25 protein-coding genes and 2 pseudogenes are annotated in these 26,503 nt (G+C 61.0%); 22 read left to right on the forward strand and 5 right to left on the reverse strand.

From position 1 onward, the window contains the following. Nucleotides 1-42 precede the first annotated feature (42 nt). From ACZ2G3_RS20120 to ACZ2G3_RS20180, 13 genes and pseudogenes are all read left to right on the forward strand, one after another. Nucleotides 43-1,020, forward strand: a complete 978-nt coding sequence (locus tag ACZ2G3_RS20120; RefSeq protein ID WP_470400234.1) for a TRAP transporter substrate-binding protein — start codon at nucleotides 43-45, stop codon at nucleotides 1,018-1,020. A gap of 65 nt (nucleotides 1,021-1,085) precedes the next feature. Further along, nucleotides 1,086-1,544 (forward strand): TRAP transporter small permease, encoded by a 459-nt coding sequence (locus ACZ2G3_RS20125; RefSeq protein WP_470400091.1) that lies wholly within the window; start codon nucleotides 1,086-1,088, stop codon nucleotides 1,542-1,544. Further along, complete coding sequence (locus ACZ2G3_RS20130) at nucleotides 1,541-2,818, forward strand: TRAP transporter large permease (protein ID WP_470400092.1); 1,278 nt, start codon at nucleotides 1,541-1,543, stop codon at nucleotides 2,816-2,818. The genes ACZ2G3_RS20125 and ACZ2G3_RS20130 overlap by 4 nt, the downstream gene beginning before the upstream one ends. A 105-nt stretch (nucleotides 2,819-2,923) precedes the next feature. Then, complete coding sequence (locus ACZ2G3_RS20135; RefSeq protein ID WP_470400093.1) at nucleotides 2,924-3,865, forward strand: substrate-binding domain-containing protein; 942 nt, start codon at nucleotides 2,924-2,926, stop codon at nucleotides 3,863-3,865. A gap of 51 nt (nucleotides 3,866-3,916) precedes the next feature. Beyond that, nucleotides 3,917-4,561, forward strand: coding sequence for a DUF2291 family protein (locus tag ACZ2G3_RS20140; protein ID WP_470400094.1), 645 nt, complete (start codon nucleotides 3,917-3,919; stop codon nucleotides 4,559-4,561). Continuing rightward, nucleotides 4,558-6,093: a sugar ABC transporter ATP-binding protein gene (locus ACZ2G3_RS20145; protein ID WP_470400095.1), complete on the forward strand. Its 1,536-nt coding sequence runs from the start codon at nucleotides 4,558-4,560 to the stop codon at nucleotides 6,091-6,093. Before ACZ2G3_RS20140 ends, ACZ2G3_RS20145 begins: the two co-directional genes overlap by 4 nt. Next, complete coding sequence (locus ACZ2G3_RS20150) at nucleotides 6,090-7,154, forward strand: ABC transporter permease (protein WP_470400097.1); 1,065 nt, start codon at nucleotides 6,090-6,092, stop codon at nucleotides 7,152-7,154. Before ACZ2G3_RS20145 ends, ACZ2G3_RS20150 begins: the two co-directional genes overlap by 4 nt. Before the next feature lies 1 nt (nucleotide 7,155). Next, the gene (locus ACZ2G3_RS20155) at nucleotides 7,156-8,172 is read left to right on the forward strand and encodes a Gfo/Idh/MocA family protein (protein ID WP_470400099.1); all 1,017 of its coding nucleotides are present in this window, start codon (nucleotides 7,156-7,158) and stop codon (nucleotides 8,170-8,172) included. Next, entirely contained in the window at nucleotides 8,169-9,926 is a 1,758-nt protein-coding gene (locus ACZ2G3_RS20160) for a D-apionate lactonase family protein (RefSeq protein ID WP_470400101.1), read from the forward strand. The genes ACZ2G3_RS20155 and ACZ2G3_RS20160 overlap by 4 nt, the downstream gene beginning before the upstream one ends. A 25-nt stretch (nucleotides 9,927-9,951) precedes the next feature. Beyond that, nucleotides 9,952-10,674 (forward strand): transcriptional regulator NanR, encoded by a 723-nt coding sequence (gene nanR, locus ACZ2G3_RS20165; RefSeq protein ID WP_470400103.1) that lies wholly within the window; start codon nucleotides 9,952-9,954, stop codon nucleotides 10,672-10,674. A 293-nt stretch (nucleotides 10,675-10,967) separates the two neighbouring features. After that, nucleotides 10,968-11,114 (forward strand): annotated as a pseudogene (locus ACZ2G3_RS20170) (DDE-type integrase/transposase/recombinase); the annotation flags it as partial. Nucleotides 11,115-11,408: 294 nt separating this feature from the next. Beyond that, nucleotides 11,409-12,494, forward strand: coding sequence for an IS110 family RNA-guided transposase (locus ACZ2G3_RS20175; protein ID WP_470400105.1), 1,086 nt, complete (start codon nucleotides 11,409-11,411; stop codon nucleotides 12,492-12,494). A gap of 16 nt (nucleotides 12,495-12,510) precedes the next feature. Next, nucleotides 12,511-12,795, forward strand: a pseudogene (locus ACZ2G3_RS20180) (IS3 family transposase); the annotation flags it as partial. An 88-nt stretch (nucleotides 12,796-12,883) separates the two neighbouring features. Here ACZ2G3_RS20180 and ACZ2G3_RS20185 read toward each other — a convergent pair. The 4 genes from ACZ2G3_RS20185 to ACZ2G3_RS20200 all read right to left on the reverse strand — a co-directional run bounded on the left by ACZ2G3_RS20185 (nucleotide 12,884) and on the right by ACZ2G3_RS20200 (nucleotide 16,149). Beyond that, nucleotides 12,884-13,285, reverse strand: a complete 402-nt coding sequence (locus ACZ2G3_RS20185; RefSeq protein WP_470400106.1) for a TadE/TadG family type IV pilus assembly protein — start codon at nucleotides 13,283-13,285, stop codon at nucleotides 12,884-12,886. Continuing rightward, entirely contained in the window at nucleotides 13,282-13,743 is a 462-nt protein-coding gene (locus ACZ2G3_RS20190; protein ID WP_162623703.1) for a TadE/TadG family type IV pilus assembly protein, read from the reverse strand. The genes ACZ2G3_RS20185 and ACZ2G3_RS20190 overlap by 4 nt, the downstream gene beginning before the upstream one ends. Before the next feature lie 527 nt (nucleotides 13,744-14,270). Then, nucleotides 14,271-15,653 (reverse strand): type II and III secretion system protein family protein, encoded by a 1,383-nt coding sequence (locus ACZ2G3_RS20195; protein ID WP_470400108.1) that lies wholly within the window; start codon nucleotides 15,651-15,653, stop codon nucleotides 14,271-14,273. Then, a complete protein-coding gene (locus ACZ2G3_RS20200) occupies nucleotides 15,637-16,149 on the reverse strand; it encodes a tetratricopeptide repeat protein (RefSeq protein WP_470400109.1) in 513 nt (170 codons plus the stop codon). Before ACZ2G3_RS20200 ends, ACZ2G3_RS20195 begins: the two co-directional genes overlap by 17 nt. 409 nt (nucleotides 16,150-16,558) lie before the next feature. On the opposite strand from ACZ2G3_RS20200, the gene ACZ2G3_RS20205 reads away from it, so the two are divergent. The 9 genes from ACZ2G3_RS20205 (at nucleotide 16,559) to ACZ2G3_RS20245 (ending at nucleotide 25,109) form a co-directional block, all read left to right on the forward strand. Continuing rightward, complete coding sequence (locus tag ACZ2G3_RS20205; RefSeq protein ID WP_470400111.1) at nucleotides 16,559-16,732, forward strand: Flp family type IVb pilin; 174 nt, start codon at nucleotides 16,559-16,561, stop codon at nucleotides 16,730-16,732. 79 nt (nucleotides 16,733-16,811) lie between these two features. Further along, on the forward strand, nucleotides 16,812-17,315 hold the full coding sequence (locus tag ACZ2G3_RS20210; RefSeq protein ID WP_470400113.1) for an A24 family peptidase: 504 nt from the start codon (nucleotides 16,812-16,814) through the stop codon (nucleotides 17,313-17,315). Nucleotides 17,316-17,373: 58 nt separating this feature from the next. Further along, nucleotides 17,374-18,162: a Flp pilus assembly protein CpaB gene (cpaB, locus tag ACZ2G3_RS20215; RefSeq protein WP_470400114.1), complete on the forward strand. Its 789-nt coding sequence runs from the start codon at nucleotides 17,374-17,376 to the stop codon at nucleotides 18,160-18,162. Continuing rightward, nucleotides 18,162-19,481 carry an AAA family ATPase gene (locus ACZ2G3_RS20220; RefSeq protein ID WP_470400116.1) on the forward strand — a complete coding sequence of 440 codons (1,320 nt, stop codon included), beginning with the start codon at nucleotides 18,162-18,164 and terminating at the stop codon, nucleotides 19,479-19,481. Before cpaB ends, ACZ2G3_RS20220 begins: the two co-directional genes overlap by 1 nt. Nucleotides 19,482-19,566: 85 nt before the next feature. Then, the gene (locus ACZ2G3_RS20225; RefSeq protein ID WP_470400118.1) at nucleotides 19,567-21,000 is read left to right on the forward strand and encodes a CpaF family protein; all 1,434 of its coding nucleotides are present in this window, start codon (nucleotides 19,567-19,569) and stop codon (nucleotides 20,998-21,000) included. Between the two features lie 363 nt (nucleotides 21,001-21,363). Further along, complete coding sequence (locus ACZ2G3_RS20230; RefSeq protein WP_470400119.1) at nucleotides 21,364-22,023, forward strand: type II secretion system F family protein; 660 nt, start codon at nucleotides 21,364-21,366, stop codon at nucleotides 22,021-22,023. Nucleotides 22,024-22,036: 13 nt separating this feature from the next. Continuing rightward, nucleotides 22,037-23,002, forward strand: coding sequence for a type II secretion system F family protein (locus ACZ2G3_RS20235; RefSeq protein ID WP_470400121.1), 966 nt, complete (start codon nucleotides 22,037-22,039; stop codon nucleotides 23,000-23,002). Between the two features lie 22 nt (nucleotides 23,003-23,024). Next, entirely contained in the window at nucleotides 23,025-24,329 is a 1,305-nt protein-coding gene (locus ACZ2G3_RS20240) for a pilus assembly protein TadG-related protein (protein ID WP_470400122.1), read from the forward strand. Nucleotides 24,330-24,755: 426 nt separating this feature from the next. Next, the gene (locus ACZ2G3_RS20245) at nucleotides 24,756-25,109 is read left to right on the forward strand and encodes a hypothetical protein (protein WP_470400123.1); all 354 of its coding nucleotides are present in this window, start codon (nucleotides 24,756-24,758) and stop codon (nucleotides 25,107-25,109) included. A 167-nt stretch (nucleotides 25,110-25,276) separates the two neighbouring features. Here the strand turns inward: ACZ2G3_RS20245 and ACZ2G3_RS20250 are convergent, their stop codons facing one another. Continuing rightward, complete coding sequence (locus ACZ2G3_RS20250) at nucleotides 25,277-26,485, reverse strand: penicillin-binding protein activator (protein ID WP_470400124.1); 1,209 nt, start codon at nucleotides 26,483-26,485, stop codon at nucleotides 25,277-25,279. Between the last annotated feature and the right edge of the window lie 18 nt (nucleotides 26,486-26,503).

Below are 26,503 nucleotides of genomic sequence, written 5' to 3' on the forward strand. Positions count from 1 at the left end.
GGGGGAGCGCCGTCGTTGTCTATCTTTACCAGGGAGGAAGTTATGAGGAAATTGTCTGTCACTGCTTCGGCGCTCGCCATGCTGCTGGCTGCCGGGCCCGCTTTGGCACAAGGCAAGGTCATGAACCTTGCCTTCACACCGCCAGCGGAGTCGCATTACGGCGACGGAGCCCGCGCCTTTGCCGATAAGATCGCCGAACTGTCGGACGGGGCGTTCGAGATCTCGCTGCGCCCGGCCGGCGCCTTGGGCGGCGAGCGGGACGTGATCGAGGGCTTGCAGATCGGCACCGTCGAGCTGACGATCTCGTCCACTGGGCCCATCGGCAACTTTGTTCCAGAAGTCTATGCCCTGGATTTCCCCTTCCTCTTCAACGACTATGAAAGCGCCCACGAGGTGCTCGACAGCGAGATCGGACAGGAGCTTCTGAGCAGCTTCGAGCCGCACGGGATCATCGGCCTGGCGTGGGCTGAAAATGGCTTTCGTCATCTCACCAACTCGGTCCGTCCCATCCGCGAGCCGGCCGACATGGCCGGGATGAAACTGCGGACGATGGAAAACGAGGTGCATATCGCTGCCTTCCGCGCCGCCGGCGCCGCGCCCACGCCGATGAGCTGGACCGAAGTGCTGACCTCGCTCCAGCAGGGTACCATCGACGGGCAGGAGAACCCGATCCCGATCGTGACCGCCAACAACATGTGGGAGATCCAAAACCACATCACGCTGACAGGGCATGTCTATTCCCCTGCGGTCGTCGCGATGTCGCAGATCCACTGGGACACGCTGACGCCCGAGCAGCAGGGCTGGTTCGTCGAGGCCGGCCACGCCGCGGCAGAGGCGACCCGCGCCACGGTCGCCGCGAACGAGGAAAGCGGCATCGCGTTGATGAAGGAGAACGGGATGGAGGTCGTCGAAGACATCGACAAGGCCGCCTTTGCCGCTGCTGTCCAGCCGGCTTATGACGAGTTCGCGTCGCGCTATGCACCTGAGCTGATCGAGCGCATCCGCGCGGCGCAGGACTGAACGCGGTCGGCGGGGCAGGGCGCCCCGCCCCATCGGCGGAGTACAGCATGAAACACGTCGAGGCTTTGGGCGAAGCCATCGTCCGCCTGTCGCACAACCTTGCAGCGTTGCTTCTGGCAGTCGCCACAGGGCTCGTGTTCTTCCAGGTCATCACCCGCTTCATTCTGGGCGACGCGGCGGGATGGTCCGAAATATCGGCCCGCGCCTTCATCATCTGGTCGACCTTCCTCGTCGCATCTGCAGCGTTTCGGCTCGGCGGCATGATCCCCATCGACTTCCTGCGGGGGCTTCTGCCGCAGGATTGGCAGATCTGGGTCATCCGGCTGGTGACCGGCCTGACCCTTCTGCTGCTGGGTGTGCTGTTCTGGTTCGGCTGGTCGATGACTCTGCGCGTTCAGGCGCAGCGTGTGGCGATGCTGGGGATCTCAATGAGCTGGCTCTATGCCGCTATCCCTGTCGGTGCCCTGATGGCTATCCCAGGTGTCCTGCTGCGCCATCTGGATCAGGAAAGGGGAACACCATGAACAGCGCCCTGGCAGTCGGACTGGTCGCTTTGTTTGCGCTGTCCGTACCGGTGGCGGTGTCGATCGCGCTGGCATCGGTCTTCGCCATCCAGTTCTTCTCGAACCTGCCCTTGCTTGTCGTCCCGCAGCGCATGTTCACCGGCCTGGACAGTTTTCCGCTGATGGCCGTTCCCTTCTTCATTCTAGCCGGCGCGATCATGACGCAGGGCGGCATCTCGGCCAGGCTGGTGGACCTGGTGAAGTCGCTTGTCGGCAACGTGCAGGGCGGGCTTGCCAGTTGCTGCGTGCTGACCTGCATGCTGTTTGCCGCGATCTCGGGCTCCTCGGTGGCGACGACTTTCGCGGTCGGCTCAATTCTGATCCCCGCCATGCTACGGCACGGCTACCCGGTAGGAATGGCGGGCGCGGTGCAGGCCTCGTCGGCAGAGCTTGGCGTCATCATTCCGCCCTCGGTGCCGCTGATCCTTTATGCCGTCTCGACCGAGACTTCGATCACCCGGCTGTTTCTTGCAGGGCTGGGGCCGGGACTACTGATCGCCGGGGGATTGGTCCTGATGGTGCAGGTCTGGTGCCGTGTCGCTGGCTACGGGCTCGCCGATGCCGAGGGGCGCCAGCCTGTGCTGCCCGCGCTGCGCCGGGCCTTTGGCGCCCTGATGATGCCCATCATCATCGTCGGAGGCATCTATGGCGGCGTGTTTACACCAACTGAAGCGGCGGCAGTGTCAGTTGTGTACGCGCTGATCCTGTCGATCCTAGTCTACCGCGAACTGTCCTGGCGCGAATTGCCGGCCGTCTTTCGCGCTGCGGCAATGTCATCCGGCGCTGTGATGCTGATCATCTCCGCTGCCGCGCTGTTCAGCTTTCTGATCAGCCTGTCAGGCCTGCCGGGCGCGGTCGGAAGTTGGGCGCAAGAGAACTTTGCCAGCGCCTTGACCTTCTTGCTGGGGGTGAACCTGTTGCTGCTGATCGTCGGCATGTTCATTGAAACGAGTGCGGCGATCCTCGTTCTGGCGCCCATCCTGACGCCTGTCGCGATCAGCTTTGGCGTCGATCCCGTGCATTTCGGCATCGTCATCGTGGTAAACTTGGCGCTTGGGATGATCACGCCGCCGCTCGGGGTCAACCTCTTCGCGGCAGCTGCGGTCGCCCGGGTGCCGGTGCAGGCTATTTTCGCGTCGCTCGTATGGCCGATCCTCGTGGTGCTGACGGCGCTTGCGCTCATCACATATGTGCCGGTGATCTCGATTGGCTTGGGCCAGTGGATAATGCCATAGGGATTATCTCATCATACCTGTTGACCAGATGATAAATCAGTGCCACCGTCACAGCTGTCAGAGAGGAACGGGCAGAGAAACCCGGCTGATCATAGGGAGGAATACATGAAACTTAACCGCAGGCTGATGATCTCGGCCTTGGGCCTTTCGCTGGCCGTCGCCCTGCCTGGCCTTGCCGCCGCGGAGGGGTTGATCGCCATCATCACCCCCAGCCACGACAACCCCTTCTTCAAGGCCGAGGCCGTCGGCGCTGAGGCGCGCGCGCAGGAGCTTGGTTACGAAACCGTCGTGATGGTCCATGACGATGACCCGAACAAGCAGTCCGAGCTGTTCAACACCGCCATCGCGCGCGGCGCCAAGGCGATCATCCTGGACAACGCGGGCGCCGACGCGACCGTCGCCGCCGTCCAGCGCGCCAAGGACGCGGGCATTCCATCGTTCCTCATCGACCGGGAGATCAAGGAAAGCGGCATTGCCGTCAGCCAGATCGTGTCGAACAACTACCAAGGTGCGCAGCTTGGCGCTGAGGAGTTCGTGCGCCTGATGGGCGAGGAAGGCCAGTACGCGGAACTGCTGGGCCGCGAGGCGGACACGAACGCGGGCATCCGGTCCTCTGGCTATCACGACATCATCGATCAGTACCCGGACATGGAAATGGTCGCCCAGCAGACCGCCAACTGGTCGCAGACCGAGGCCTACACCGTGATGGAGACGATCCTGCAGGCGCAGCCCGACATCAAGGGCGTGATCTCGGGCAACGACACCATGGCGATGGGGGCCTGGGCGGCGCTGGAAGCGGCCGGGCGGACCGACGTCATCGTGGTCGGCTTCGATGGCTCGAACGACGTGCGCGATTCCATCAAGGCGGGCGGCATCAAGGCCACTGTGCTGCAACCCGCCTACCGGCAGGCGCAGCTGGCGGTCGAGCAGGCCGACCAGTACCTGAAGACCGGATCCACCGGGCTTGAGGAAAAGCAGCTGATGGACTGCATCCTCATTAACGAGGACAACGTCGCCCAGCTGGAAACCTTCGCACTGGCGGAATAAGCCGACCGGCCCGGCCTTGCCGCCGGGCCAGCTCCAATCAGGATTTTCTGGATGCTTAGCACCAAGACCGCCGTTCTGGCGGGCATGTTGGCCATGTCCGCACTACCCGGTTGCAAGATTGTGCCGAACCCCGACCCCGAGGATCAGGCGGCCGCCACCCCGCTGGACGATGACCAGCGCATGGCCCTGCGCGCGGCCGAGATCTTCGACGAGCGCCTGCCGGTCTACCTGAGCGAGCGCGCCGTCACCGCGCCTGCGCTGCGGGACGCGCTTGCTGGCGGTCTTGACGAGGCAGGGGCGGCGCATGGCATCCGAGCTGCGGCCGAGGGTAGTCAGTGGAACTTCATCGTGACTGCCGAGGGCGTGGTGGTGGCCGAGGACCGCGCCTCGCGCGCCGCAAACGTGACGCTGGACACGACCGGCGACGGCGCGGGCGACGTGACGGTGCAGCTAGGTCCGGTGATCCGCGGGACGTCCTTGCGGGATGCATTGGATTTTCTGACCTTCACCGATTTCCGCGACCAGATCGAATTCGCCAAGCTCGCCCGCGCGCTGAACGATCAGTCCCATGAGCGGCTGGCACTGCCAGAGGGCGATCTGACCGGCCAGCGCATGACCGTCACCGGCGCGATGACGCTGACGGCGGCCGCCGCGGACTGGGTCATGGTGCCTGTAGCGCTGCAGGCCCAGCCATGACCATCGGCCTCTCCATCCGCGGCGGCACCAAAGTCTATCCCGGCACCCGTGCGCTGAAGTCGGTCGACTTCGACCTGCACATGGGCGCCGTCAATGTGCTGGTGGGTGAGAACGGCGCCGGCAAGTCTACGATGATGAAGGTCATCGCGGGCGTAGAGCAGCTGACCGAGGGCCGCATCCTGATCGATGGGCAGGACGTCCGCATCGGCAGCCCCGACGAGGCGCGCCGCCACGGCATCGGCATCGTCTTCCAGGAGCTTAACCTTTTTCCCAACATGACCGTGGCCGAGAACATCTTCATCGGTCGCGAGCGCACGCGCGCCGGCATCGACATCGACATGGCTGCTCAGCGGGCCGAGACGCGTGCGCTGATGGCGCGGCTGGAACACGACATCGACCCTGACACGCTGGTGGGGGATCTGCGCGTTGGCCAGCAGCAGGTCGTGGAGATCGCGAAGACCCTGGCGCAGGACGCCCGCATCCTGATCCTGGACGAGCCGACCAGCGCACTGTCCGCCACCGAGGTGGATATCCTGTTCCGCGTCATCGCCGACCTGCGCCGTCAGGGCGTCGGCATCGTCTATATCTCGCATCGGCTGGAGGAGCTTTTGCGGATCGGAGATCACATCACGGTTCTTCGTGACGGCGCCATCACCGGCGCCCGCCCGATGGAGGGGGTGGACCTTGATTGGATCGTCCGCAGCATGATCGGCGAGGCCAGCAAGGACTACGCCAAAGCCGACAGCCACGATTTCGGCGAAGAGATCTTCCGCGCAGAGGATGTCTGCCTGCCCCGCATGGGCGGCGGCCTTGCCGTAGATCACGTTAGTCTGGACCTGCGTGCAGGCGAGATTCTCGGCGTTTACGGCCTGATGGGGGCAGGGCGCAGCGAGTTTCTGGAATGCGTTATCGGCCGGCATCCCCATGCTACTGGACGCATGTTCGTGAACGGCAAGCCGCTCACCTCGCGCGGTGGCGTTGCGGGACGCATCAAGCGCGGCATCGCGCTGATCCCCGAGGACCGCAAGAACGACGGGCTGGTCCAGATCATGCCTATCCGCGAGAACATGACCCTGTCCAGCCTTGGTGCGATCACTAAAGGCTTTCACATGGACCTTGGCGGCGAACGGCGCACGGTTGCAGGTTTCGTCAAGCGGCTGACGATCAAGATCGCCTCGATGGAGAACCCGGTGTCCAGCCTCTCGGGCGGCAACCAGCAAAAGGTCGTGATCGGTAAGGCGCTGATGACGCGGCCCAAGGTGCTGCTGATGGACGAGCCGTCGCGCGGGATTGACATCGGCGCCAAGGCCGAGGTGTTCCGCGTCATGCGCGAGTTGGCAGCCGAGGGGCTGGGCATCATTTTCGTCACCTCGGACCTTGAAGAACTGATGGCCCTGTCGGACCGCATCGTGGTCATGTCCAACGGCCGCGTGACCGGCCGCTTCGAGCGGCACGAGGCGACTGAGACCGTCGTCGTCACCGCCTCGGCCAAGGGCCACGCGCCATCCACCAAGCAGGAGATCCCCGCATGAGCGACATCGCCGCCACGGGCGCCGGGCCGCGCCACCAATCGACGCAGGCGCTGCTGGTGCTGCTGAAGGCCCGGACCTTCATCGCGCTGATCGTCGTCTTCGCTTTCTTCGCCTTCGCCGCGCCGAACTTCCTGTCGACAGCAAACATGGTCATCATGTCCAAGCACGTCGCGCTGAACGCGTTTCTGGCAATCGGAATGACCTTTGTCATCATCTCGGGCGGGATCGACCTGTCGGTCGGTTCGATCGTGGGCCTGTGCGGGATGGTCGCGGGCTACCTGATCCTGAACGGGATCGACGTCGGGCTCGGCTGGACGATGCATTTCAGCACGGTGGAGATCTGCCTGATCGTCGCGCTGGTCGGCATCGCCATCGGCGCGGTCAACGGGTTCCTCATCACGAAACTGAACGTCGCGCCGTTCATCGCGACGCTCGGCACGCTCTATGTCTGCCGGGGCGCAGCGATGCTGTTCTCGGACGGGCGGACGTTCCCGAACCTGAACGGCAACCCTGAGTACGGCTCGGACACGTTCCGGCTAATCGGGGCGGGGAACTTCCTTGGGCTGCCCATCTCGATCTGGATGCTGATCGCGGTGGCGGTGGTCGCGGCCTACATCTCGCGCCGAACGCCGCTTGGGCGCTACATCTACGCCGTCGGCGGGAACGAACGCGGCGCGGCGCTGTCTGGCGTCAAGATCACGCGGATCAAGCTGTTCGTCTATATGTTCAGCGGCTTCTGCGCGGCGCTGGTCGGCCTTATCATCAGTTCGCAACTGGTGGCCGCACACCCCGCGACCGGGCAAAGCTTTGAGCTGAACGCAATTGCAGCGGCGGTGCTTGGCGGCACCTCGATGTCGGGCGGGCGCGGGCGGATTGGGGGTACCATCGTCGGCGCCTTCGTGATCGGCGTGCTGTCTGACGGGCTGGTGATGATGGGCGTGTCGTCCTTTTGGCAAACGGTCATCAAGGGGCTTGTCATCATCGCCGCCGTTGTCGTCGATCAGGCGCAGCAGAAGCTGCAGGCGCGCGTCGCGCTGCAATCCGAAGCAGGGGCAAAGTGACATGCTGAACGGCGCGTTGATCGGCTGCGGTTTTTTCGCTCAGAACCAGATGCACGGATGGGCCGGCTGCGACGGCGCCCGCGTTACCGCGATCTGCGACCGAGACCCGCAGCGGCTTGAGGAGACCGGCGAGCGCTTCGGCATTGCGCGCCGCTACACCGACGCGGCCGAGATGCTGGCAGCCGAGCACCTCGACTTCGTGGACATCGCGACCACCGTTCCTTCGCACCGCCCGCTGGTCGAGGCGGCGGCTCGTGCCGGGCTGCATGTCATCTGCCAGAAGCCCTTCGCAGACACGCTGCAGGATGCCCGCGCCATGGTTAACGCAATCGAGGCCGCCGGCCGCACGCTGATGGTGCACGAGAACTTCCGCTGGCAGTCCCCGATCCGCGCGGCCATCGAGGCGGTGCGCGGCGGCGCCATCGGCACGCCGTTCTTCGGCCGGGTCAGCTTTCGCTCGGGCTATGATATCTTCTCGGGTCAACCCTATCTTGCCACCGACCCACGCTTCATCATTCAGGACCTAGGCATCCACATCCTCGACATTGCCCGCGCGCTGCTAGGGGACGTAACGCATCTGGCCGCCAGCACCGCTCAGATCAACCCGACGATCCGGGGCGAGGACGTGGCGACGATGCTGCTGGATCACGAGGGGGGCGCGACCTCCGTGGTCGATTGCTCCTACGCCACCCGCCGCACGCCCGAGACTTTCCCCGAGACGCTGCTGGAGATCGAGGGCGATGCGGGAACGCTGCGGCTGGATGCCGGCTACCGTTTGACTGTCCAGTCGGCGGGGAACGAGGATGTGCGCGACGTCTCGCCCCGGCTTCTGGCGTGGGCCGAGCGGCCATGGCACAACATTCAGGAGAGCGTCCAGATCATCCAGCAGCACTTCGTCGACTGCATCCGACAGGGGCGGCAGCCCGAAACCTCGGGCCATGACAACCTCAAGACGCTGGCGCTGGTCGAGGCCGCCTATGCCTCGGCCGAGGCTCGCAGCCGGATCGAACTGACGTGAGCCGGGAGCTCTACGATATCAATGAACCTCAGCCCATGCGACAGATTCTTCGCGTCGGCGCGGCCGAGGTCACGCTGGAGGGCGGCCAACTTCGCCACCTCCGCGTCGCTGGCGTCGAGGCGATCCGCGGCGTAATGTTCCTGGTCCGCGACCGTGATTGGGGGACGGTTGCGGCGGCTGTGTCGAACCTGCAGCTCGATGAGGCACCGGACGCTGTCACTGTCAGCTACGACGCCGACTACGATATGGGAACAGGTCGCCTACACGCCCGGATCACGCTGCGCCTGGACGGACAGGGGCTGGATTGCCACGCCAATGCCGACGTCTCGGGCAAGGTCTGGACCAATCGCGCGGGCTTCACCGTGCTGCACCCCATCAACGGCGTCGCTGGCGCGCGGGTCACGGTCGCACACTCGGACGGCATGGAAACCCAAGGTCAGATGCCCCACCTGATCGAGCCGTGGCAGCCCTTCAAGAAGATCGCCGCGCTGTCACATCATGCCCAAGGTTGGCGCATCGAGTGTCGGCTGGAGGGCGATGTCTTCGAGATGGAGGACCAGCGCCAATGGGGCGATGCGTCATTCAAGACCTACAACCGTCCGCTTGCGTTGCCTTGGCCGTATTCCCTGTCGGATGGGCCGGCGCTGGACCAGCGCGTGCGCGTTAGTTGGAAGCCTGTCTGTGCGGCGGCGCCGGTGCCGCCGCCGCGTCCAGCGGTGCCCGAGTCGCGCTTCCCCGAAACAGCACTTGAGGTGAAGGCTGCTGAAGCGTGTCGGGCCCTCGATCATCCGCAGGATCTGTCGGCCGTAGGACCCCAGAGGTTGCTCTGCCATCTTGACGCAACGCAGGGGCCGCTGGATGCTGACCTAGCAGCTTTCGCCGCGCTGCAGGCGGCTTTTCCGGATATAGCCTTTGATCTTGAACTGATCGCCGCTTGCCCCGGAGATGCAGACCCCGGCCCGGAACTGGCTGCGCATGGACAGGCGCTTTCGGCGTCACGACTGCGTCCGGCTTCGGTCATGGTCACGCCTGCCGTGGATCGGCAATCAGTGCCGCCCGGCTCGAATGGGCCGCCATGCCCGCCTGCGGATCAGATCGCCAGCGCCGCACGCGCTGCTTTTCCCGGGCTTCCTCTTGGCGGCGGCGTTGTTAGCTTCTTCCCCGAGTTAAACCGCAAGCGCCCGCCCAAAGGGCTCGACTTCGTGACCCACGGGCTCTGCCCCATCGTTCACGCGGCAGACGATCTATCCGTGATCGAGACGCTGGAGGCCGTCCCACATATCCTTGCTTCAGCCCAAGCGATCATTGGTGAGGCGGACTATAGGCTCGGCCCCTCGACAATTGCCATGCGCTACAACCCATACGGTAGCCGCACGATCCCGAACCCGGACCGCCGCCGGATCTGCATGGCCGCCGACGACCCACGCCAGGATGGCGCCTTTGCCGCCGCCTACGCCATCGGCCTCGCGGCTGCCATCGCGCCGGCTGGAGTTTCCGTCTGGACCCCTGCATCGCTCTACGGTCCGCGCGGCCTCTATCGCGACGACGGCACGGCAAGGCCGATTGCGGAGGCGGTCGCGGCCCTGGCCCGGCTCGCAGGAAAGCCGATCAAGCAGGCCGAAGCGGGGAACGAGGCTGTGCTTGAAGCAGGCGACATCAGGATTACGGTAAACCTGACCCTCCGGTCTGGCCGTCTGCCGCCCTTCGGCTGGACTATTGCTAATTTGCGCACCGCCGCATCTGCGCCTAGATGAAGGGCCAAAGATGCACGGAGCCCGGATGAGCAAGGACCACTCTGCCGACAGGATTGTACGGCGCAAGCTGTCCGACCAGGTGCTTGAGCGCCTGCAGGATCTCATGGCCAGGGGAGAGCTGCCCCCCGGCGCGCCCATGCCCTCCGAGCGGGACCTGATGGAGCGGTTCGGCGTCGGCAGGCCGGCCGTCCGCGAGGCGTTGCAGCATCTTCATACGATGGGCCTGATCACCATCAGCCACGGCGAGCGCAGCAGGGTCAACGAGCTGAGTGCAGGCAGCGTCCTCAGCCGCGTTGATGATGTCGCGAAGATGCTGCTTTCCTCTGAACCGAGCCACTTGGAGCATCTGAAGGAGGCACGGCGGATGTTCGAGTGCGGCATGATCCGCACGGCCGTGCCGCTGGCAACATCTAAGGATTTAGATGATCTTCGCGGATTGGTTGATCGGCAGCGGGACGCCATCGGCACCGCCGGCGAGTTCGTGTCTCTCGACATAGACTTCCACAACCGCATCGCGCAGATCACCGGCAACCCAATCCTGATCGCCACAAGCCAGTCGATGTTGCGCTGGCTGTTCCAGTATCACGGCGTGCTGCTGCACTGGTCGGGGAACGAGGGCGTCACCATTCGCGAACACGAGCGCCTGGTCGCGCTCATGCAGGACCGAGACGCCGATGCGGCCGTCGAAGCCATGTGCGCGCATCTGGATCGGTCACAGGGGCTCTATACCCTCCCGGTGCATGCATGAGTGGCGGCTTTGCCTTTGCAGTGAGGCTGAAGACGATGTGGTGACGCCGAGCAACAGCTGCCCGCCTTGCTTCGCCTTCATTGCAATGTCGGCGTGAACAGTGAAGGCGGCTTCTGCATCGCGCGGCTGCAGGCTCGGAACTGGCTTGCTTCGGCAACATCGGGTGCACAAAGCCTCATTTGTGAAGAGGCCCCAAAATCTGAAGCCGAACGAATGATCCAACAGGAAGTTTGAGCTGCTGCCGGTTTTGTGGACACGAAGATAAGATCGTGACCAAGGAACTGGAGAGTGGATACGTCGCGGTCGTCCTGGATCTCTTCTCCCGGCGCGCGGTTGGCTGGTCCATGAAGGCCGACCGAGATGCATCGCTGGTCATGGACGCCTTGATGATGGCGGTCTGGCGACGCGGCAAGGCCGATGCGCTGTTGCACCACTCGGATAGTCATACGATCGAAGCCAGTTCCTGGGCGGTCTGACCCAAACACCGATCGACCGTCTGTTATGCTGGCGCCGCAGGGTGCCTCGGTGCGGCTTGACCCACACTCCGATCGACCGACGTGTCTTTCCCTGGACCTGTCGGCCGCCCGGGAACGCCTTGCGGTGAGGCTTCGCCTCGCCGGTTTCGCGTGTGACCCGAGAAGGGCGTGATCCTGCTTTTGGCGGGGTCTCATGACTGTCCTGTCCCGCACCGGTCTGGGCGTCGCTCAATGCAGCGATCGCAGGAGAACCAGATCATGACGAATACCGAGGCATCAAAGACCAGCACCGTCACTGGCGGAGTCGACACACATAAGGACCTCCACGTTGCGGCTGTGGTCGATGATCACAACCGCGTCTTGGCGACAGCATCCTTCCCCACGACACGACAGGGCTACGGAAAGATGCTCGTCTGGATGCGATCTCACGGCGACCTGCGCCGCGTCGGCGTCGAATGCACCGGCAGCTACGGCGCGGGCCTTCTACGCTTCCTCCAGCAGGCTGGGATCGAGGTGTTGGAGGTGACGACGCCCGACAGGCTCGAACGGCGTCGGAAAGGCAAGAATGACGATCTCGATGCACAGAACGCTGCTCACGCCGCTTTTGCAGGCGTTCGCACCGTCACCCCTCGTGGCCGCGACGGTATGGTGGAAGCCCTTCGTGTCCTGAAGGTTTGCCGCAACTCTGCCATCGCCGCACGGCGCGTTGCCCTCCAGATGATCCATGGCACGATTGTCTCCGCCCCGGATGCCCTACGCGACAGACTCCGCGAGATGACGCGGATGCAGCTCATCCGCACGCTGGCCGCATCGCGCCCGGACATGTCTGCCTACCGCGATGTCGAGGGTGCATGCCGGATCGCGCTTAGATCGCTTGCCCGGCGCTACGTGGAGCTGCACGACGAGATCGGCGAACTCGACGGGAGGATCGGCGCGATCGTGGAAGACCTGGCACCTGACCTCGTCACGCGCTGCGGGATCGGACGGGAGACCGCTGCCCAACTGCTGCTAACCGCCGGGGACAATCCGGGCCGCCTCACCTCCGAGGCCAGCTTCGCCGCACTCTGCGGTGTCAGCCCGGTGCCCGCATCTTCCGGCAAGACGATCCGGCATCGTCTGAACCGAGGCGGTGACCGGGCGGCCAACAGCGCGCTGCATATCATCGCCGTCTCCCGGATGCGCCTCGACCCGCGGACAAAGGCCTACGTCGCCAAGCGCACGGCCATGGGACATTCTAAGCTCGAAGCCATTCGGATGCTCAAGCGTTACATCGCCCGCGAAGTCTTCGGCATAATCCGCGCCCGACAAAAAGAGATCAACCGACCACCAGTAGCGACCGCTTGACACACAGAAGGGCGTCCAGGGCTCGCAATACACCAGTGAGCAGTTCCAGCGTCTGCTGGCGGACAACGGGATCACCTGTTCGATGAGCCGGGCCGGTAATGTCTGGGACAATTCCGTGATGGAAAGCTTCTTCTCATCGCTGAAGACCGAACGGACGGCCCGTAAGGTTTACCGCACCCGCAACGAGGCCCGCGCCGACGTCTTCGATTATATCGAACGCTTCTACAACCCGCGCAGGCGCCATTCGAAACTGGGCTACCTCAGCCCAATGGAGTTCCAGGCCCGCGCTATGCTAGCTTAATCCGGTGTCCACGAAACCGGCAGCAGCTCACATCGACGGCTTACCACCTTAGGTGCCGGGGCGACCCCCGTAGCCCGCTCCAATGTGGCTACGGCAGCGGAATCTGCCGACTTACGCTTAACGTGATGTTCTTGTGAAGAAGGTCTGGCACCAGTAGCCTTAAAGGCTGACGTAGCGTTATCGGCATAATGCCTTCTTCAGACGGTAGTGTAAGCTCCACTTGTAGTCCACCTTGATCATACGGGATAGAATTCCGGATTGCTGCTTCAAGATTTTCGAGATCGCTGCTCGTTTCTGGCGGATTAAGCAAGACTTGACGCGTTGCGATGTCAGCAGCAAAGGCTAACTGGTTGCGGAGAAACAGAGCGCGGCCAAATTCGAAGATCCCGAGGAGAAGGCAGATGAGGATAAGGCCAACCATTGCGAATTCGATCGCTGCCGCTCCTGAAGCACAGCCGACCAGCCTGTGAAGCTTTATGCACCTGATCATCGTACCTGCACCTGGAGTGACCGAGAGAGAGGAATGTCAGGTAGGAAAGCTCCGGAGAATGTCTTCTCGGCATTTATATGATAATATATGGCCGTGGGCGCCAGACCTGCACAGGTCGTGGAACAGTTCACTGTAGCTCCCGCGTTTTCGGGGCAAGCGCAAACGCGCACCACTTCCAACGCGATTGAGTCATCCTTTGCCGCATGTAGCACTTGGTTAATCCTAGAAAGATCGCCACCTGCCATTGCCGTTTGAGCACCCGTTCGCAGAAGCGAGCTAAGACTCATTTGTTCAGTCAGCGCGCGCCCAACGTCCACTGTTCCCAAAATAGTTACAATAAGAACCGGCGCCAGAAGTGCGAATTCTATCGCTGAAGCCCCGCGCTCTGCTGGTAAGAGGGTAGTCAGCTTGTAGCCGACCGAGGAAATCCCCAACATAGAAAATTTGCTGCGCCTCATGAGGAGTTCCTCCCGAAAATGGCCAACATTAATCAATCCATTAAAATATAGCGCGAAATCGCAACTACTAAAAGAGTAACTCGCCCTATTAGTCCGCTTCGGGCGTTAAAGCAGGAAAACATCATTAATTGTTAAAAAATTGACCATTGAAAATATCTCCTTGCAGCTCAGTGAGCTTTTCCAGTGCAGTATATCCAAACTATCGGACATAGCTCCGTCCAGCAAAGTGGCGTGAAGAGGCTGATATCGACAGCCGGTCGCAAGACTAACGTAGAGAGGGAAGCGCTTCGCCAGATGTCGTGCTAGCGGCTTGGCCGGATTTGGCCTGATATTGCTGTATCACAACGGCAGCGCGAGGCCCCGAGCTGCCAGGGTTTGCGCCCCAGCCATAGCCAATGTTAGGCCCGATGGTCTGACTGCTTGTATTCTTAAGTTGTGCTGAACCGGCCTCGGCCCAGATCCCGTCCTCATGGGACATCGGATCAGAGCATCCTGCCAGAGCAAAGAGGCACAAGAGCCGTAGGAAGCTAGCCACCTGAACTGCCTTCGATGATGTGCCCGAAGGGGGCATCGATGGAGCGCCTGCGTAAGCGACGCTCCAATTCACCTCTGGTGATCTCCTGCGTACCCCTCAGAAAAAACTCTTGCTCCGTAGTCAGGATGGAATCCTCCAGCGGCGACGCAAGCCGCTCAGAAGGACCGCCGGGTTTGTTGAGATAGGGCGTCACGATGATCACCAGATCGGTTTCATCTTTTTGCCAAGACGCCGACCGGAAAAGCGTGCCCAGGATTGGCACGCTGCCTAGCCAAGGAACCTGGGACTGGCGCCGCGCATTGTTGCGCTGGAGCAGGCCGGCAATCACGAAACTTTGCCCGGCACGAAGTTCTATTGTGGTGCTGGCACGACGGGTGGAAAAGCTCGGTAGCTCGATGGTCCCAGTATTGTAGGTGTTGTTCAGATCAATCTGGCTTACTTCCGGTTCCAGCGTAAGGTTGATCAGCCCATTGCCAAGCACGACTGGGGTAAAGCTAAGGCGGACGCCGAATTCTTTGTACTCCACCGTGACCTCATCGCCGTCGTGCGCCACGGGAATGGGAACTTCTCCGCCTGCCAGAAAGCTGGCCGTTTCACCTGATAGGGCGGCCAGCGTCGGCTCCGCGAGGTTACGGACCAGACCTCTCTCCTCCAGCGCTTCGATCAGGAGCGAGACAGAAACTCCTTCATCAACCATAGTGGCTAGGAAGCTTCCGAACGGCACTGGATTGGCGATGCGGCCGGTGCCAAGCCTGATAGCCGAGCCAGAGTCATCATTTGCTCTCATGCCAAGGCCGATAGCCTTCCCCGCTTCGCGTGAGGCCTCGATCATCCGCACCTTCAGAAAGACCTGCTGCGGGTCCGTAATCTGGAGGCTGTTAATTACCTCATCCGAGCCATACTGCCCGGCGATATCAAGAACCCGCTCCAAGGTAACAGCATCTGGAACTGTTCCGGACAGCCGCAACCGCCCGTTGATCGATTGTACACGGATATTGCCCCCCAGCCCCTGAAGTGCCGCAGAAAGATCGCCGGTATCTACTGTGACGTGAAGATCCACGAGCCCTACCAGAGCCTCCCCGCCCGCCAGTACCTGAAGGTTCGTCTGCCCGAGACTTTGTCCTAAAACGTAGAACGAGCGCGGTGAGATGACGACGACGTCAGCAATTGCCGGATTGCCGATCACCAGTTGCTCGACGTCTTGCGCGGTCGTGAATACCCGCGACTCGCCCACAGGAACCTGCACCTGCTCGGCACGGCGTGTGCTGAGCGTAAGCCCAATACTGTCCTGCGCTGCGCCAGCTGACGAAAATATGCCCAGCAGGATGACCAGTCGCGTAAAAAAAGCCAGCATGTCTTTAACCGGATGAGGCATCGCGGAGAATCCTCAGATTTGTCTCGATCACCGGATGGCCGGGCCGCAACCTCCGGGCCTGTGCCAGGCTGACCGAAGCTCGGCCATAGTCGCCCCTGAGGTAATACGAGAAGCCGACGTTATTGTGATAGGCGTAGGTTTCGCCGCCGATTTTGCGGCAGTTGGCATAGGTCTTGTCGGCAAGCTCGAAGCGGTAGAGCCAATCGTAGGAGCCTGCGAGACCTAAGCAGGCCTCCATGTTCCGCGGCGACGCCTTCAAGGATTTTTCGAAATATCGGGCTGCATAGCCGAAGTTCCCGGCCTCGTAACTAGTCTTGGCCGTCGCGAGTTCGCTACCGGCCGGAACGCTCGGAACCTGAGAGGGGAGTGCCTTTCGGGGAGCTGCAGTATTATTCTGACTGCAGCTAGCTGCCAGGAAGGAGATCCCCACCATCAGAATGAGCGTCCAGCCACGCGATGCAGAGCGACCGCCAAGCCACCGCATTTTCACTGCCATCTTAGCCCCGGTCTGTTCTTTCTATGATCCCTCGCACACTGTTCCCTCTGTGTCTAGACTTAGCTCACACCTTGCGGTTGCTGGCTCTAGCAAGGCTGATTCGCCAGATAACACGTAAAGGTTGTTTTATCGCCGGCCCGATCTGAGGTGATGAGCCTCGGTAGAGAACAGGTACAACCACATAGCCCTCTTTAGAACACTGAATAAATCCAATAAATCAGGTAACTAGTCACCTTTAACCTTTGTCCGCAATATGGAGCGGAGAAGTCCGGATAATTGTGGACACAACCATAGGGATATATTAGAAAAGTGTTCATGGCGCGGCCGCTGCGCGCCTCAGTTGTCCCCATCTCCGTTTAACAGAACTTGCGTCGGCCAGTGTCGCGCCCAAGTATGCAGGAATTATGCAATGAAAAATCGCTTTCTCCGCCTCGTCAAGAACGACTCCGGCGCCACTGCTATCGAATACGGACTGATTGCTGCTCTTGTCGCGGTAGTAGTCGTTACCGCGCTACTGTTGATGGGCCCACAACTTACGGCTACTTTTGAGGCTATCACCACCGCACTTACTCCCGCCGAATAAAAAAGGCCCTTGTTTGAGACTGCTGGCGGGCTTTTAGCCGCGCCGGCGGTTCTATGCCTTGCAGAACAGGTCAGGCGTGATGAACTTCTTGACGATTTGGGTTTACTTCTACCCTATCATCATGATCCACGCCGGCATCGGCGACCTTCGGACTATGCGGATTCCGAACCGCTTAATTTTGCTGCTTCTGGCAGGCTACACGGTAGCAGTGCCGCTGTTTGGACTAACGCTCTCGGAACTACTTTTCTCCTTTGCTGCCGCAGCCATTGTCTTCGCACTTGGTTTTCTGGCTTTTTCGTGTCGCTGGATGGGCGGAGGCGACGTAAAGCTTTTGACCGTCGCGACCCTCTGGTTGGGGGCAGGCAATGTTATAACCTTCATCTTCTACACCTCGATCTTTGGCGCCATATTGACTATATCTCTCCTGATATTCCGGGCAGCGCGCCTGCCAGTCCCTTGGCGGGGACCGCAGTGGATCTCAGTGCTTCACCGCCGCGACTGTGGCGTTCCCTACGGGGTCGCGATCGCGGCGGCTGCTGTGCTTGTCTACTTGAGAACGCCATGGGTCGCCGCTCAGTTCTGAGCCGGCGATAGACTAGACTGGGTCAGGATCAACCACCCATCGGCTGAAAAGGTACGACATGCTACGCACGGCGATCTTTGCACTGGCGCTGATGAGCGGCGGGACGGCCGCTTGGCTCTCAAGAAGTGCCGATCCTGGCACTGGTGATGCAGCAACGATTGCCTCAGCGCCGATGGAGCATGTTCTGGTGGCTGCGGCCGACCTTGTTCCCGGTACACGTCTTGATGCCGCCGCGCTGCGTTGGCAGCCTTGGCCTCAGGACGCGCTAAACGAAATTTATATTACGCAGGCTGCAAAGCCAGACGCCACAGACGCCTTCGCCGGCATGGCGGTGCGCAGCCCCATTCTGATTGGTGAGCCTGTTTATTCTAGCAAGCTTGCGTCGAGTGATGCGGGGCTTCTGTCGATTATGCTGTCTGAAGGAAGCCGCGCCATTGCGGTCAGGATCAGCGCTGACACAACTGCGGGCGGGCTCATCCGTCCGAACGATCGGGTTGACGTGCTTCACACGCGGGTGCGGCAAGGAGCCGATGGGCAGGCCGATGCGAGCAGCCGAGCTATCCTGCGAAAGGTCAGGGTGCTGGCGATCGACCAGACGGTTGATGCGGAGACCGGCTCCGTCGTAGGCAAAACTGCGACGCTTGAACTGAGCCCGGAAGAGGCCGAAACCATCGTCGCCGCCGAGGCCGCTGGCGCAATCACGCTGGCGCTGCGACCCGCCAACGATGGCAATGAGCCGGAGCCAGAACTCGAGTTGGGGAGAGAGCTACTTGTTCAGGCGCCTCCCGCCAAGACAATCCGCGTGTTCCGCGGTGTTCAGCAGGAAATGGTTGAGTTGAACAGATGATGAGGAACGTGAAGGGGCAGGACACGCAGGGCGAACTTCTTGAAAACCGGCTTCGTGGCGAAGCTGAATTACGCGAGGATGATACCGCGCCGCGGCTGATCGGGGTACAACCAGAGCCCCTCGATGCAGCGGAGCAGCCTCTGGGGCGGGTTCCCTACATAAGCCTACGGGCGTTCGGCGAGACCTCGGGGTTCATTTTTTCTATCAACCAAGCAGCCGCCGATCGCCGGCTGGCGCGCGCCAATATCATCGTCAGCCCCGGTGGCCTGAGGGCTGCCGTTCAGTTCTTCGCCACGAACGCCACGCCTGATCTTCTGGTAATCGAAACCGGCCTTCAGGGGGATGCGCTTTTCCTAGAACTCGATGCCCTGGCTGAGGTCTGCGACGCAAACACGAAAATTGTCGTGATAGGTCTGGTCAATGACATCTTGCTTTATCGGCGGCTTATGGAGCGGGGGGTCGGCGAATATCTCGTCTCGCCCGTGGGAGCTCTGGGTCTGATCGACGTCGTTCTGAGGCTATTCCCTCAAGACGAGGCGGCACGCCTTGGAAAGGTTCTGGCTTTCATTGGGGCCAAGGGCGGAGCGGGATCTTCAACGGTCGCACAGAACACCGCCTGGTCCTTGGCACAGCAAGGGACGAAGGTGCTTCTTGCAGACCTCGACCTGTACTTCGGCACGGCGGCCCTGAACTACAACATCGATGCGCCGGTAGGGTTTACCGAGCAGCTTGCCGGGGCTGAGCGTCCAGACGAGGCTTTTTTCGAGCGATTACTCCACACGCACGGCCCGAACCTGAGCATTCTCGCCGGGGCCACCGCCTCCAGGGACGTCGCTCCACCGGCCTTGGCGGTCTTGGACCAGGTTCTTGAGTGCGCACGAGCCACCTTTCCCTTTGTCGTGCTGGATCTGCCGCATGAATGGACGCCGTGGGTGCGTCAGGCGCTGTTGTCGGCAGATGAGGTGATCGTCACGGCCGAACCAGACCTTGCTAGCCTGAGGAACGCGCGGATGATGTTCGATCTTCTGAAGGCGGAAAGACCGAATGATGCCGACCCGCTGCTTGTTCTCAACAGAATCGGAGTGGTGAAACGGGACGAGATCAAACCGGATGAGTTCGCCGCAAACTTCGGGGCGCCCGCCAAGGCAAAGTTCAGTTTTGCACCGAAGGTCTTCAGCCAAGCTAGCAATAGTGGGCAGATGATCGCGGCAGTTTCCCCGACAAGCGGCAGGCCCTTCATGCAATTGGCGCAAGCTCTGATCAGCAAGGCACCGACACAAGAGCGTCGTCGTTTTTTGGGTTGGCGTCGCAGGAATTAGAACGACTCCCACGCAGCCCCCTGTCTGCATCAGGCGCAGGTAGAGAAGGACTAGCATTTTCTTTGAATAAAAAGGAAGATCACAGGTGTTCGGCAAGAGAGACGGCCTTAAATTCCAGCAGCCTGCGCAGGTTGAACCTGCATTAGCGGTAACGCATCTGGCGGTCGTTCCTCAGCAACCAGAGCCGGCCGCCGCAGCGGCGAAGGAGGAAAAGCGTAAGCCGGCGCCAGACAAGATTGCGCTCTATTACGACCTGAAAAAGGAAATCTTCGGCGCCCTGTTGGAAGCTATCGACGTCACGCAGCTATCGATGATGGAGCCGCAAGAGGCGCGCCACGAAATTCGCAGCATCGCCGGGGATATTCTAGCTGCGAAAAAGGCGGTCATCTCTGCCGCGACGCAGGATGAGATAGTCGAAGAAATTTGTAATGACGTTCTTGGTTATGGTCCGCTTGAGCCGCTGCTGGCGAGAGACGATATTGCTGACATCATGGTGAACGGCAGCGATCCCATTTACATTGAGGTCGGCGGCAGGATGATCCAGACGGACATCCATTTCCGCGACAACTCTCATCTGCTCAATGTGTGTCAGCGCATCGTCAGTCAAGTCGGGCGCCGTGTCGATGAATCAAGCCCCATGTGTGACGCGCGCTTGCCGGACGGTAGTCGTGTCAACGTCATCGTGCCGCCGCTCGCCCTCAACGGGCCAACGCTGACGATCCGGAGGTTCAAAAAGGACAAGCTGCGGCTCGATCAGCTCGTGCAGTTCGGCTCGATCACCCCTGAAGGGGCGGAATTGCTGAAGATCATCGGCCGAGTGCGTTGCAACATTCTGATTTCGGGAGGAACGGGATCGGGCAAGACAACGCTACTGAATTGCCTGACTGGCTATGTCGATCCCGAAGAGCGCATTATCACCTGCGAAGATTCGGCAGAACTGCAACTTCAGCAGCCGCATGTTGTGCGCCTCGAAACCCGCCCTCCGAACGTCGAGGGTATTGGCGAGATCACCATGCGGCAACTGGTCAAGAACTGTCTGCGAATGCGGCCCGAGCGGATCATCGTGGGCGAGGTGCGCGGGCCAGAGGCTTTCGACCTCCTACAGGCGATGAACACGGGCCATGACGGGTCGATGGGCACTCTCCACGCGAATACACCACGAGAGGCGCTCTCAAGACTGGAATCAATGATCACGATGGGAGGGTTTACGCTTCCGACAAAGACGATCCGCGAAATGGCGGTGTCCTCGATCGACATTATTGTTCAGGCGGCACGCCTGCGCGACGGCTCGCGCCGGATTACGCATATCACTGAGGTGATTGGTCTAGAAGGCGAGGTCCCCATTCTCCAAGACCTCTTTGTGTATGAGATGAGCGGTGAGGACGAGAAAGGCAACATCATCGGCCGCCACCGCTCAACCGGGGTCCTCCACCCCGCTTTCTGGGATCGGGCGCGGTACTACGGAGAAGAAAAACGTCTCGCTGCAGCCCTAGAGGCTGCGCAGGATCGCAGCCTCTGAATGATGCTCATGTCTGGAACCGCAATGTCACCTACGAGCTCGCTTGTCCTAATATTTCTCCTTGCAGCCATAGGGGTCGGAGGTGCGCTTTATGCCTTCTTCCAGCCGCGTCTTATCTATGACGCCCAAGTAAGAAAGCGCCTCCAGATAGTCGCAGGCACGCCCGCGGGGATGCAGAGGCAGGCCGGCGGCGCTGCCTCGCCCCGCAAGCGATCGATCGAGGAAACTCTAAAGGAAATTAAAGACAAACAGAAGGAAAAGGCGCGGAGCAGGTCCAGTCTATCGCTGAGCGAGTGGCTACGCCAAAGCGGCCTCGGGTGGAGCAGGACCACCTACTTCATCAGATGCACGACCCTGGGGGTAATGGCTTATCTGATGATCGCCTTCGTCATCGGCCTCAGTCCTGTAATAGCTGCAGGCCTGAGCTTCATGATGGGGGCGCTGTTGCCGCGTTTCTATGTCGGCCTCAAAAGGAACCGCCGTTTTGCTGCCTTGGGGAACGAGCTGCCCAACGCAGTTGATGTGATCGTGCGCGGCGTGAGGTCGGGCTTGCCGTTGGGTGACTGTCTGAGAGTGATCGCCGCTGAGGGTCAGGAACCGGTGCGGAGCGAGTTCAAGATAGTCGTCGATGACCAGACGCTCGGTGTGCCCGTGCAGGACGCAATGTTGCGGCTTGCCGAACGCATACCGTTGCCGGAGACGAATTTCCTTGCCACGGTCGTGGCAGTTCAGAGCAGGTCCGGCGGTAACCTGACAGAGGCGCTGGCGAACCTGTCCAACGTCCTGCGGGAACGCAAGAAAATGCACGGGAAGATCAAGGCGATGAGCGCGGAGGCAAAGGCTTCCGCCGGAATTATCGGCGCCTTGCCTCCCGTTGTGGCCGGAATTCTTTATTTGACCAGCCCGCAGTACATCTCCCTCTTGTTCACGACTCCGCTGGGGCAGATGGTGCTTGCGGTCAGTGCCGTCTGGATGTTGATCGGGGTTCTGGTGATGCGGGCCATGATCAACTTCGACTTCTGAAAGGGAAGCGATGATGTACGAGGCCATTCAGATGCACCGAGAGGCTATAGCAACTTTCTTGACCGGCCTTGCTGTGTTCTGTGCGACGATCGGCTTGGGTTGGCCATACCTCTCACAGGATCTGCTTGGTCGGCGCATGCGGTATCTTGCCGAAGCATGGCAGACGAACCAGCAAAGTGAGCTTGTCCAGCCTAGAGAGAAACCTAAGCGCTCATTGCTCACCAGTGAGCCTAAGCGGATCTACGCGATCATCGTTCGGCACCTCAACCTGGCACGTCATCTCAATGATGGAGCCACGGTGCAAATGCTACAGATGGCAGGGTTTCGTGGGCGCGCGCCAGCCATCACCTTCCTAGCCATGCGGGTCCTGATGCCGTTGACCATGCTGGGGTTCAGCGCGTTCTATATTTTTGTGGTGATCCAACCAGAAATTCACGTTCTGCTGAAATCGGCGATGTCGCTGATTTGTGGTGGTTTTGGATATTACTTGCCGGCGCTTTACGTGAAGAACAGGATCACCAAGCGGCAGAAAGCGGTCATCCGGGCATGGCCGAACGCGCTCGACCTTCTCATGATCTGTGTCGAGTCTGGCATGAGCATCGAGCACGCATTCCGGAAGGTTGCTGATGAAATGACCGGTCAGTCTAAAGAGTTGGCAGAAGAACTTGCGCTGACGACCGCAGAGCTTTCCTTCCTGCCCGACCGCCGCACCGCCTATGAGAACCTTGGTCGCCGGACAAATATGGAGGGGGTGAAGTCGGTGGTAAGCGGCCTGATGCAGTCCGAAAAGCATGGCACCTCATTGGGAAGCGTCCTACGCGTTCTAGCTCAGGAGAACCGAAACACGCGGATGAGCTTGGCTGAAAAGAAGGCGGCAGCTCTTTCGCCAAAACTCACGGTCCCAATGATCCTTTTCTTTCTGCCAGTTCTGTTTGCCGTCATCATCACGCCGGCGGCGATCCAAATCCTGGCCAAATAGTCGCCGCAAAAAGAGAAGCGTCATGAGATTTCCCAGGAAGAGAAGCTTTCGGAGCCTGTCAGAGGTTTTCAGAGACCGCGGTGGTGCAACGGCAATTATCGTGGCTCTTGCCATGCCGGTGGTGGCGGGAGGCATGGGCTTGGGAGCGGAGGCCGGCTATCATTTCCTGCTACAGCGGAACATGCAGCATGCGGCTGACATGGCCGCCCATGCCGGAGCCATTCGACTACGTGCGGGAGACGGAAAGGCAAGTGTGCAGGCAGCTGCAAGACATGCGGCGATCCAGTCCGGTTTTGTCGGGGCGGAAGAAGACATCGACCCTCGGACGCCGCCCCAGAGCGGCGCCTACAAAGGCAGCGCCAGCAGCGTCGAGGTTGTCCTCAAGATGGCTCAGCCCCGGTATTTTTCTTCGGTCTTCGTAAAAGAGCCGGTGGAGATGAGTGCCCGTGCGGTGGCCAACGTGATGCCATCCAGTTCACGGGCTTGCGTTCTCGCGCTGGCGCCGACAGCAGCACGAGCGATCACCGTCAGCGGCTCCACCTCGGTTTCCATCGAAAATTGTGATGTTGTGTCCAATTCCAATGCGACCGATGCCTTCTTCATGCAGAACTCAAGCGCGAAGCTTACCGTTGGCTGCGTGAGAACAGTTGGAGGCGCCGTTACTGATGGCGGTCTTATCATGCGGAACTGTTCTGCAGCCGAACAAATGGCTCCAATGGTTCGGGATCCTTATGCCGATGCTGTCGAACCTGCCATTGAAGGCACCTGCATGTCCGCTAGCAAAAAAGCTTCCACGACATTTGAACCCGATTTCGTTCATTCCATCGGGATTCCGGCACTGCGGATTTGCGGAGGGCTGGACATCAAGAACCATGCAAGCTTTGCCCCGGGGCTCTACATTATCGACGGCGGTGAATTCAACCTTAATGCTAATGGGGATGTGGCAATCGATGCAGCTTCCATGTCAGGGGATGGTGTAACCTTTTACTTGGCCGGTGACGCGACGCTCAGCCTTAGCGGCAATGGTTCGCTCAATATCCGGGCGCCATCTACTGGACCTTACGCGGGAATCCTGTTTTTTGGTAGCCGGAGCCAATCCGGTCTCACCCATCAGGTTCTTGGGAACTCGGGGTCGATCACCCAAGGGGCGATCTACGTCCCAAGTTCAGCAGTTCGATTCACAGGCAACTCGACGATGTCGAACGGCTGTACGCAGATCATCGGATATACCGTCGAGTTCACGGGAAATTCCACACTGAGATCGAACTGCCAAACCAACAACGTCCGCGAAATCGAGACGAGTGTCATGGTAAACTTGGTTGAGTAGAGCTTCCTATCTTAAAAGCTCGGGTTAGAAATCATTCCCGATGGCGACGATTTGCGCCGCTGGACTGCCCCTGAGAAGCTGGGACCATTGAGGAAGCGTCGGACGATCTGGCCGGTATCGCGGCCGTAAGCATGCCACAATGGCATGGCGCCAAACCTTTCGTAGCGTTAGGGGCGGCTCATGCTCGAAGGGGAATGTCGCTCAGGAAGGATAAGGGTTAGGACGCCATCCGCCAAGGTAATTCGGCAACTGGCTGCTACGAGCGTTAGCAAGCGGTCCTAGTCAGCTTAGCCCGATCATGGGCTCTAAGAAGGCGCATGATATTTCTCCTTGGGCGCTGCGGCACAATCTCGTAATGAGGCGGATGTCTCCGATCCCCTGCGTCTAGGCCGGGGCGCGGGCAGAATAGATCGTAGAGGACTTCCGATGACCTATATCACCCGCTTGGCACTGTGGGCCTTGGTCCTGACAGTAAGTACTGCCGAGGCCCAAAATGGCGTAAGTGACTTCGAGAGTGAACTTGAAATTGTTAATGAATCATACTTTTCAGAAGAGCCGTACTTAAGTAAAAAAGCGCACCCGCGAACGGTCACTCGTGGCCAAGCTGCCTGGACACCCTTCAATATCAGGCGCGGTTTTTCTACGGTTCACCTCATGAATGAGCAGGCCTGCCGCAGTTTCCTAGGCAGCTTGCGCGAGCATAAGGGCACTGCCTGTATGAATATTCATACCGGCCGTGTTTTTTATTCCTCAGACTTTATCGGCCCGCGAATGCAGTAACATGTTGCTGAGAAAGACCTGCTCTGCCCTCTGAAACTGGCCTGTTCGAAATTGGATTTCGCGGCTAACCTTCCCTGGCTGGGAAAAAAGCTGAAGATGATGAAGTCATCTGGGCTCCGGCCCCGCCCGCGCCGTCAGAAGTCGTGGTCCGTCGCCCCCCTCCGCCGTCACGACCCGAAACCGCGGGTGCTGCGCGGTGCGGGGTCAAGGATCACCAGCTGCTGGTTGCGGATCGTGGCGACCGCCAGGCTGCGCTGGACCGTGCCGTCGCGCTGCAGGCGGAAGACGCCGCCGACGCCCGAGAAACCCGCCCGTTGCGTCAGGCCGCTGGTGGTCAGGGCGTTGCGCTGTCCGTTGCGGGCCAGCGAGGCAATGGCGGCCACGCCGTCATAGGCCAGCGATGCCAGCTGGTGGGGCGCCTCGCCATAGGCCTGGGCATAGCGCGCCTCGAACTGGCGCTGCAGGCTCTGGTCGGGGATCGCGAACCAGCCCTCGGCCAGCTGGGGCATCCGCAGGCGGTCGTTAGGCTGGTCCCACCGGGTCAGGCCCATCATCTGCGGGCTGGGGGATCGGACGCCTGCCGCGGCCAGGGTCTCGGTCAGATAGGGCAGCACGGCATGGTAGTTGGCGGTCATGAAGACCGCATCCACATTGCCCGAGGCCGCGGCCTGGGCGATGCGCGGGGCCGCGGCATCGATGCCGCTGATCGACACCGGATGGTTCACGCGCCCGGCCAGACGGGCGCCGTTGCGCGCGATCGCCGCCTCGATGGCGCGCCCGCCCAGCTGTCCGGCGACGTCATCCTCGGCCACGACCAGGACGTTGCGCTTGCCCTGCCGGGTGCCATAGCCCACCAGCCGGTCGGCGATGTTCTCGAAGCTGTTGCCCAGGATGAAGACGTTGCCGCCGGCGATCTGGGTGTTGTTGGAAAAGGTCAGCACGTTGATGTTGCGCGGCAACATGGCATTGCCGACCGCGTTCGCGCCCTCGGCGAACAGCGGCCCCAGGATAATCTGCGCGCCCGCGTCGGCGGCGGCGTTGGCCTGGGCCACGGCCGTCTCCGTCGATGCGGCCGTGTCATAGATGCGCAGGTCGATGCTGGCGCCCTGCGCATCGCCCGCGGCCATGCGGGCAGCGTTCTTGAGGCTGCGCGACAGCCATTCCAGGTCCTGCGCACCGGTCCCCGCCGGCACCAGCAGCGCGACGCGCACCGGTTCGGACAGGTTGATCAGCTGGCCGATCTCGGGCCCGCTGGCCCGGTCGGTGGCCGCCATCGGATCGCAGGCAGCAAGGAAGAAGGCCGAGACGATCGCCCCGGTTTTCAGGAAGGCGCGGCGCAGACCCGAGGAAGGCCGGGTTGTGGCGGAGGCGAACATGTGAAACTTCCCTGCTGT

Source organism: Paracoccus sp. KKT209 (assembly GCF_055635455.1).

Coding starts and splice junctions, on each gene's coding strand:
- ACZ2G3_RS20200 (WP_470400109.1), bottom strand. CDS start 16,149: ATGGCAGTGAAAATGCGGTGGCTTGGCGGTCGCTCTGCATCGCGTGGC.
- ACZ2G3_RS20210 (WP_470400113.1), top strand. CDS start 16,812: ATGAACTTCTTGACGATTTGGGTTTACTTCTACCCTATCATCATGATC.
- ACZ2G3_RS20120 (WP_470400234.1), top strand. CDS start 43: ATGAGGAAATTGTCTGTCACTGCTTCGGCGCTCGCCATGCTGCTGGCT.
- ACZ2G3_RS20190 (WP_162623703.1), bottom strand. CDS start 13,743: ATGAGGCGCAGCAAATTTTCTATGTTGGGGATTTCCTCGGTCGGCTAC.
- ACZ2G3_RS20185 (WP_470400106.1), bottom strand. CDS start 13,285: ATGATCAGGTGCATAAAGCTTCACAGGCTGGTCGGCTGTGCTTCAGGA.
- ACZ2G3_RS20195 (WP_470400108.1), bottom strand. CDS start 15,653: ATGCCTCATCCGGTTAAAGACATGCTGGCTTTTTTTACGCGACTGGTC.
- ACZ2G3_RS20130 (WP_470400092.1), top strand. CDS start 1,541: ATGAACAGCGCCCTGGCAGTCGGACTGGTCGCTTTGTTTGCGCTGTCC.
- ACZ2G3_RS20220 (WP_470400116.1), top strand. CDS start 18,162: ATGAGGAACGTGAAGGGGCAGGACACGCAGGGCGAACTTCTTGAAAAC.
- ACZ2G3_RS20145 (WP_470400095.1), top strand. CDS start 4,558: ATGACCATCGGCCTCTCCATCCGCGGCGGCACCAAAGTCTATCCCGGC.
- ACZ2G3_RS20250 (WP_470400124.1), bottom strand. CDS start 26,485: ATGTTCGCCTCCGCCACAACCCGGCCTTCCTCGGGTCTGCGCCGCGCC.
- ACZ2G3_RS20135 (WP_470400093.1), top strand. CDS start 2,924: ATGAAACTTAACCGCAGGCTGATGATCTCGGCCTTGGGCCTTTCGCTG.
- ACZ2G3_RS20140 (WP_470400094.1), top strand. CDS start 3,917: ATGCTTAGCACCAAGACCGCCGTTCTGGCGGGCATGTTGGCCATGTCC.
- ACZ2G3_RS20175 (WP_470400105.1), top strand. CDS start 11,409: ATGACGAATACCGAGGCATCAAAGACCAGCACCGTCACTGGCGGAGTC.
- ACZ2G3_RS20240 (WP_470400122.1), top strand. CDS start 23,025: ATGAGATTTCCCAGGAAGAGAAGCTTTCGGAGCCTGTCAGAGGTTTTC.
- ACZ2G3_RS20235 (WP_470400121.1), top strand. CDS start 22,037: ATGTACGAGGCCATTCAGATGCACCGAGAGGCTATAGCAACTTTCTTG.
- cpaB (WP_470400114.1), top strand. CDS start 17,374: ATGCTACGCACGGCGATCTTTGCACTGGCGCTGATGAGCGGCGGGACG.
- ACZ2G3_RS20150 (WP_470400097.1), top strand. CDS start 6,090: ATGAGCGACATCGCCGCCACGGGCGCCGGGCCGCGCCACCAATCGACG.
- ACZ2G3_RS20245 (WP_470400123.1), top strand. CDS start 24,756: ATGACCTATATCACCCGCTTGGCACTGTGGGCCTTGGTCCTGACAGTA.
- ACZ2G3_RS20230 (WP_470400119.1), top strand. CDS start 21,364: ATGGCTTATCTGATGATCGCCTTCGTCATCGGCCTCAGTCCTGTAATA.
- ACZ2G3_RS20205 (WP_470400111.1), top strand. CDS start 16,559: ATGAAAAATCGCTTTCTCCGCCTCGTCAAGAACGACTCCGGCGCCACT.
- ACZ2G3_RS20155 (WP_470400099.1), top strand. CDS start 7,156: ATGCTGAACGGCGCGTTGATCGGCTGCGGTTTTTTCGCTCAGAACCAG.
- nanR (WP_470400103.1), top strand. CDS start 9,952: ATGAGCAAGGACCACTCTGCCGACAGGATTGTACGGCGCAAGCTGTCC.